This window comes from Duganella vulcania, assembly GCF_009857655.1.
In the GTDB taxonomy this organism is placed as follows: domain Bacteria; phylum Pseudomonadota; class Gammaproteobacteria; order Burkholderiales; family Burkholderiaceae_D; genus Rugamonas; species Rugamonas vulcania.
Genome location: NZ_WWCX01000075.1, coordinates 23,489 through 30,799, shown reverse-complemented (window position 1 = coordinate 30,799; position 7,311 = coordinate 23,489). Strand labels below are relative to the sequence as shown.

6 protein-coding genes are annotated in these 7,311 nt (G+C 69.1%); 3 read left to right on the top strand and 3 right to left on the bottom strand.

Annotation, left to right across the window (positions count from 1 at the left end; translation table 11 throughout):
* The 3 genes from GTP90_RS26960 to GTP90_RS26950 form a co-directional block, all read right to left on the bottom strand.
* Window positions 1–449 (bottom strand): hypothetical protein (locus tag GTP90_RS26960; RefSeq protein WP_217432037.1); only part of this gene is annotated, 449 nt, incomplete at its 3' end.
* A complete protein-coding gene (locus tag GTP90_RS26955; protein WP_161086395.1) occupies window positions 436–1,122 on the bottom strand; it encodes a toll/interleukin-1 receptor domain-containing protein in 687 nt (228 codons plus the stop codon). The genes GTP90_RS26960 and GTP90_RS26955, both read right to left, overlap by 14 nt.
* A gap of 8 nt (window positions 1,123–1,130) precedes the next feature.
* Window positions 1,131–2,000: a Tll0287-like domain-containing protein gene (locus tag GTP90_RS26950; RefSeq protein WP_161086394.1), complete on the bottom strand. Its 870-nt coding sequence runs from the start codon at window positions 1,998–2,000 to the stop codon at window positions 1,131–1,133.
* A gap of 168 nt (window positions 2,001–2,168) precedes the next feature.
* On the opposite strand from GTP90_RS26950, the gene GTP90_RS26945 reads away from it, so the two are divergent.
* The 3 genes from GTP90_RS26945 (at window position 2,169) to trhP (ending at window position 7,237) form a co-directional block, all read left to right on the top strand.
* The gene (locus GTP90_RS26945) at window positions 2,169–3,098 is read left to right on the top strand and encodes a histone deacetylase family protein (protein WP_161086393.1); all 930 of its coding nucleotides are present in this window, start codon (window positions 2,169–2,171) and stop codon (window positions 3,096–3,098) included.
* A 21-nt stretch (window positions 3,099–3,119) separates the two neighbouring features.
* A complete protein-coding gene (locus GTP90_RS26940) occupies window positions 3,120–5,798 on the top strand; it encodes a bifunctional acetate--CoA ligase family protein/GNAT family N-acetyltransferase (RefSeq protein WP_161086392.1) in 2,679 nt (892 codons plus the stop codon).
* An 80-nt stretch (window positions 5,799–5,878) separates the two neighbouring features.
* Complete coding sequence (trhP, locus tag GTP90_RS26935; RefSeq protein ID WP_161086391.1) at window positions 5,879–7,237, top strand: prephenate-dependent tRNA uridine(34) hydroxylase TrhP; 1,359 nt, start codon at window positions 5,879–5,881, stop codon at window positions 7,235–7,237.
* Window positions 7,238–7,311 lie beyond the last annotated feature (74 nt).

The following is a 7,311-nucleotide window of genomic DNA, read 5'->3' as shown; positions in this document are numbered from 1 at the left end:
GGCGGCGCCGGCGGTATCACGAACACCCGGCCGGCGCCGGCGCTGTAGCGCAGGAAGCGCGCCGCGAACGCCTGGCGGTCCGCCTCGAATCGCAGCGGATCGCGTTCACGCGCCGCCGCGCCGCCGGCCTGCTCGACGCAGTAGTCGTCGAAGGGCATCGGCAGCGGCACGATCAGCTCGATGCGGCGCCGGCCGTGCGGCGCGCTGGCCGCGCACTGGCGCTGCAGCTTGAGCACCTGCTCGGCGAACAGCTGGTCGGCGCCGTCGGCCAGCGCCGAAAGAAAGTGGATGGGGCTGTGCGGCAGCGCGGCAGCGATCAGCTCGATGGCCTCGAACAGCTGGACGGCCACCGCCGCCACGTCGCCGGCATGCAGGTCGCGATGGCCGGTCAGCGCCACCACGAACGGCAGCGCGTAGGGCGACGGCGCGTCCTCGTCAACCGGCGGCATGGCAGCGGGCGACAAAGCGCTGGCGCTCGGCGCTGTCGTCGATTTCCTGGGCCAGCGCCGCCACCAGTTGCTGGCGCGACGGCGCGGCCAGCAACGCCCGCCGCACCAGATGGCGGGCAATCGGCCCCAGCTCCTGCGCCAACGCCTGTTCGATGGCCGCCAGCACCGCCGGGTCGATGGCGGGTGCCGGCGGCGCGCCGAATCCGGCCGGCACGGCTTGCTGGGGCGCGGCGGCGGCCGCTGGCTGCGATGGCGCGGCGGCCGGCGGAAGCCGCTCCAGCAGCATGGCAACGCTGCGGCACAACTGGTTCAGGTGGTCCTCGAGGTCGCCGGTGATGGCGTCCAGCCAGTGCTGGGTGCTGATGAAGTACTCCAGGCTCTTCGACAACGGCACGTTCTCGATGCGGAAAGGCAGCACCATCAAGCCCTTGTTGACGGCGCGCTCGACCTCGCGCCGCACCTGCGGCGAATTGTTCGAGCTGGCCGAAAAGATCAACACCAGCATCCTGGCCTTGTCCATGGCGTCGATGATGGCCTCGGCCCAGTCGCCGCCGGGGCGGATGTCGCGCGGCGCCACCCAGCAGCGGATGTCGGCCGCCTCCAGCCGATGGCAGATGGCGTCGGCGAACACCTTGTCGACGTGCGAGTGGCTGAGGAAAACATCCAGGCTCATGGCCGCGCTCAGGCCAGCATGGCCATGGCTTTTTCCAGGCTGCGGCGCATGCGGTTGAAGGCGTTGCTGAGGACCGCGATCTCATCCTTGCCGCGCACGTCGAAGTGCTCGACGTCGAGCCGGCCGCCGCTGACGGCGTCGGCGATGCGGGCGATGCGGTTCACCGGGCGCAGCACCAGCAGGTAGAACAACGCGTTCACGGCCACCAGAATCACGGCGAAGGTCAGCGCCATGCCGCCCATGATCAGCGAGTAGGCGCGCTCGGCCTCACGCTGCGGCACCGCCAGCGGCACCGACACGATCTGGCTGCCGACCACCTCGCCCAGCTTCCAGCCGAAACCGTTGTTGGTGCCGTACAGCGCCTTCATGGTGTCGGGCGCGGCGGCCGGCGTGCTGTGGCAGGCCAGGCAGCGGCCGTCGCTGATGCGGATCGGCCGCGCCAGGTACAGCGACGGGCCGGACGTGGCCTGGCGCTGGCCGGTCACCTCCTTCAGGTCGGCGTGGTCGCGGAAGCGCTGGACCACGTCGGCCTCCCAGTCCACCACGCGGTCGCGCGGATTGGTGGGATTGAGCGCCGCCTCCTTGTAGCTGTAGTCGGGATGGGCGGCGTGCAGCTTGCTGAAGCTTTGCGTGGCCGCGTACGACGGCACCGACTGCGGCAGGAACGCCGTCTTCAGGCCCTCGGCCAGCAGCGGCTTGACCTCGTTGGTGGTGTACTCGCGCGCGGCCATCGCCGCCTCCATCATCAGGCTGGCATGGCTGACCACCTCGCGCTGGGCGTTGTCCTGCAACACGGTGCGGGTGAGCTGGGCGGTGGTGTAGCCGCCCAACGCGAAGATCAGCAGCAACACGAGATTAAATTTATACAACAGTTTCATATGCCGCCAGCCCGGGGTCCAAAAATAGTGACAGTATTATATTTTTTCATTGTGACCGCTTGATGAAATGGCCCCAGTCCATTTGGACTGGTGTTGTTATTTTTGACTTGCATCAACGAATAGTTTGATCTCGCTCAGTACACTCAATTCAAGTTATATTGGACTCCTATGCTGCCAGCCTACATCTCGCACCCCGACTGCCTGAAACACGCCATGGGCGACCAACACCCCGAATGCCCGGAGCGCATCGGGGCGGTCAGCGACATGTTGCTGATCAAGGGCCTGCTGGACTTCATGCAGCCGTGCGAGGCGCCGCTGGCCACCGAGCAGCAGCTGGCGCAAGCCCACTCCAGCCTGTACATCCACACCCTGGCCGCGCTGTCGCCGCGCGAGGGCTCGGTGCAGGTGGACCCGGACACCAGCATGAATCCGCATACCTACCGGGCCGCGCTGCGCGCCGCCGGCGCCGCCGTGCTGGCCACCGACCTGGTGCTGACCAAGGGCGCCGGCACCGCCTTCTGCAACGTGCGCCCGCCCGGCCACCACGCCGAGTACGGCGCCGCCGGCGGCTTCTGCTTCTTCAACAACGCCGCGGTCGGCATCCGCCACGCGCTCAATGTGCACGGACTGGAACGCGTGGCGCTGGTCGATTTCGACGTCCACCACGGCAACGGCAGCGAGGACATCCTGCGCGACGACGAGCGCGTGCTGATGTGCTCGATCTTCGAGGACAAGCTGTATCCGTTCTGCGGCAACGTGCCGCGCGGCGCCAACATGGTCAACGTGGCGCTGCCGGCGCGCTCCGGCGGCGAACTGCTGCGCCAGGCCGTGACCGAGCAATGGCTGCCGGCGCTGGAGCGCTTCCAGCCGCAGCTGATCTTCATCTCGGCCGGCTTCGACGGCCACCGCGACGACGACATGGGCAACCTCGGCCTGGTCGAAGCCGACTACGCCTGGATCACCAAGCAGATCGTCGGCGTGGCCGCCCGCCACTGCCAGGGCCGCATCGTCTCCTGCCTGGAGGGCGGCTACGAGCTGTCGTCGCTGGCGCGCAGCGCGGCGGCCCACGTCAAAGTCCTGCTCGGCATGGACGACTAACCCTCTCACCACCGCCCCATCATGGAAACCCACTACCTCACGCCGCTGTTCTCGCCCAAGTCCATCGTGGTCTTCGCCGGCCAGGCCGACCAGCCTGAACGCCAGACCTGCTACGGCCGCGGCATCCGCGCCCAGCTGGAACAAGGCGGCTTCACCGGCCCGGTGACCTACCTCGACGTCGGCATGAGCGGCACGCTGGCCGACCTGGCGCAGTCGCGCGCCGACCTGGCGGTGATCGCCCTGCCCAACGACGAGCTGAGCTTCGCGCTGGAGGTGGCCGGCCGCATCCAGTGCCGCGCCGCGCTGATCCTGTCGAGCGGCGTCGACGGCAAGCTGGCCGGCGAGCTGCACGACATCGCCCGCAAGCACGGCATCCACCTGCTGGGGCCGAACTGCCTGGGCTACCAGCGCCCGCGCCTGAACATCAACGCCAGCGTGGCCGGCCAGCTGGCGCAGCCGGGCAGCCTGGCGCTGATCTCGCAGTCGGGCGCGCTGACCTCGGCCATCCTCGACTGGGGCAGCCAGAACGCGGTGGGCTTTTCCACCGTGGTCTCGCTGGGCGCCAACACCGCGGTCGACCTGGCGCAGACGCTGGACTTCCTGGCCACCGACCCGGCCACGCAAAGCATCGTCATCTACATGGAAGGCCTGACCGACGCCCGCCGCTTCCTGTCGGCGCTGCGCGGCGCGGCCAACACCAAGCCGGTGGTGGTGCTCAAGGCCGGCAAGGCCTCGGCCGCCTCGCAGGCCGCGCTGACCCACTCCGGCGCCATCGTCGCCAGCGACATGGTGTTCGACGCCGCGCTGCGCCGCACCGGCGCGGTGCGGGTCAAGACCTTCGTCCAGCTGTTCTCGGCCGCCAAGTGCCTGGCCTCGCGCTACCGCCCGGTCGGGCCGCGCCTGGCCGTGGTCACCAACGGCGGCGGGCCCGGCGTGCTGGCGGCCGACTGGATCGCCGAGCTGGGCCTGCAACTGGCGCGGCTGTCCGAGGCCGGCGCGCAGGCGCTGGCGCCCAAGCTGCCGCCGCACGCCACGCTGACCAACCTGCTCGACCTGACCGAGGAGGCCGGCGCCGACGCCTTCACCGAGGCGGTCCAGGCCTGCGCCCACGACAGCCAGGTGGACGGCATCCTGGTGATTTATTCGCCCAAGCTGGGCAGCGATCCGGCCGCGGTGGCGCGCGCGGTCAGCGCGCTCAACGCCGGCCTCGGCAAGCCGCTCTTGACCTGCTGGATGGGCGACCGCCAGGTGGCCGAGGCGCGCCTGCTGATCAACGCGGCCGGCGTGGCCACCTTCCGCACGCCGGAGGCGGCGGTGGACGGCTTTTCCAACATCGCCTCGTTCTACCAGAACCAGCAGCTGCTGCACCAGACCCCGCCGCCGCTGTCGCAGCTGGCCCAGCCCGACCTGGACGGCGCGCGCCTGCTGATCGAGGGCGTGCTGGCCGAGCGCCGCAAGGTGTTGACCGAAATGGAATCGAAGGCGCTGCTGGCGGCCTTCCACATTCCGATCACGCAAACCATCCTGGCGCGCAGCGCGGCCGAGGCGATGATGGTGGCCAGCCAGTTGGGCTACCCGGTGGCGCTGAAGATCGACTCGCCCGACATCGCCCACAAGTCCGATGTGCAGGGCGTGGTGCTCAACCTGCTCAACGCGGCGGCCGTGCGCGACGCCTACGGCGACATGATGGCCACCGTGCGCCGCCTGCTGCCGGAAGCGCGCATCAACGGCGTGACGGTGCAACGCATGGCCGGCAAGCGCAACGGGCGCGAGCTGTACATCGGCGTGGTCACCGACCGCCTGTTCGGGCCGGCGATCAGCTTCGGCGCCGGCGGCACCATGATCGAGCTGATCGACGACCGCGCGGTCGAGCTGCCGCCGCTCAACCTGTTCCTGGCGCAGCGCCTGATGAGCCGGGTGCGCTCGGCCAATACGCTGGGCGAGTGGCGCGGCGCGCCACCGGTGCAGCGCGAGGCGATCGAGCAGATGCTGCTGCGGGTGTCGGAGATGGTGTGCGAGCTGCCGCAGCTGCGCGAGATGGACATCAACCCGCTGATCGTCGACGAGCACGGCGCGCTGGCGGTGGACGCCCGCATCGTCATCGACGCCGCGGCGCCGTCGGCGCACCGCTACGACCACCTGGCCATCCTGCCCTACCCGTCCAGCTACACGCAGGAGTGGCCGATGCGCGGCGGCGGCCAGTACACGCTGCGCCCGGTGCAGCCGGACGACGCCTCGATGCTGCAGGACCTGGTGCGCGGGCTGTCGGAGAAGTCACGCTACTACCGCTTCGCCTCGTCGCTGCGCGAGCTGTCGGTGCCGATGCTGGCGCGCTACACGCTGATCGACTACGACCGCGAAATGGCGCTGGTGGCGGTGCTGACGCAGCGCGCGCCGGGGCCGGACGGCGACTTCGTCGAGACCGACAGCATCATCGGCGTGTCGCGCTACATCGCCAACCCGGACCACAGCAGCTGCGAGTTCTCGCTGCTGGTGGACGACCGCTACAGCGGCCAGGGCCTGGGGACGCGGCTAATGCTGGGCATCATGGACGTGGCGCGCGACAAGGGCCTGAGCGAGATCGACGGCCTGGTGCTGTGCAAGAACAGCGGCATGCTCAAGCTGATGGCCAGCCTGGGCTTCCAGATCCGCCCCTACGACGAGGACCCGGACTTCAAGCTGTGCAGCAAATCGCTGTAGCCCGATCCGGGGAATTTTGATCCAGGTCAAGGAAATTTGACGGCGGGGGCCATAGACTGCCTCACTTTTGCCCATCCGTCATGCTCCACGCCCCCGAACTCCTCCTCCCCGCCGGCTCGCTGGCCAAGATGCACGCCGCCTTTGATTTCGGCGCCGATGCCGTCTACGCCGGCCAGCCGCGCTACAGCCTGCGCGTGCGCAACAACGACTTCTCCACGCTGCAGGCGCTGCAGGAAGGCATCGACGGCGCGCACGCGCGCGGCAAACAGTTCTTCGTCGCCTCCAACATCTTCGCCCACAACGCCAAGCTCAAGACCTACCTGCGCGACATGGCGCCGGTGATCGCCATGAAGCCGGACGCGCTGATCATGGCCGATCCCGGCCTGATCATGATGGTGCGCGACGAATGGCCGGACGTGCCGATCCACCTGTCGGTGCAGGCCAACGCGGTCAACTGGGCCGACGTCAAGTTCTGGCACCGCATGGGCCTGACGCGGGTGATCCTGTCGCGCGAACTGTCGCTCGACGAGATCGAGGAAATCCGCCAGCGCTGCCCGGAGATGGAGCTCGAAGTGTTCGTGCACGGCGCGCTGTGCATCGCCTACTCGGGCCGCTGCCTGCTGTCGGGCTACTTCAACCACCGCGATCCCAACCAGGGCACCTGCACCAATTCCTGCCGCTGGGACTACAAGGTGCAGCCGGCCGCCGAGGACGCCAGCGGCGACCTCGGGCCAACGAAAGTCATCCCGCTGCACTTCCAGCAGGCGCTGGAGGAAGCCAACCAGCCGTGGTCGACGCTGCACCAGCAGCCGCGCCACCCGCTGGCCGACCAGCCCTACCTGATCGAGGAGGCCGAGCGGCCGGGCCAGCTGATGCCGATCATCGAGGACGAGCACGGCACCTACATCATGAACTCCAAGGACTTGCGCGCGGTCGAGCACATCGAGCGGCTGGTCAAGATCGGCGTCACCTCGCTCAAGGTCGAGGGCCGCACCAAGTCGCTGTACTACGCGGCGCGCACGGCCCAGGTGTACCGCCAAGCCATCGACGACGCGGTGGCCGGACGGCCGTTCGACATCGGCCTGCTGGGCCAGCTGCAAGGCCTGGCCAACCGCGGCTACACCGACGGCTTCTACCAGCGCCACCACACGCAGGCGCACCAGAACTACATGCGCGGCGCCTCCGAGGCCGAGCGCAGCCAGTACGTCGGCGACGTGCTGGGCGTGGAGGATGGCTGGGCCAGGGTCGAGGTCAAGAACCGCTTCGCGGTGGGCGACCGGATCGAGGTGATCCACCCGGGCGGCAACCGCGACGTGACGCTCACGCGCATGCGCGCCGACGACGGCGCCGACATCACGGTGGCGCCGGGCAGCGGCCACATCGTGCGCATCGAGCTGGACCCATCGCTGGACCGCGCGCTGCTGGCGCGCTACCTGTAGCCGCGCCGCCCGCATCGAAGGCGGAGACGAAAAAAAATCCCCGCCGGTCCTGAGCGCACTCAGGCCGGCGGGGA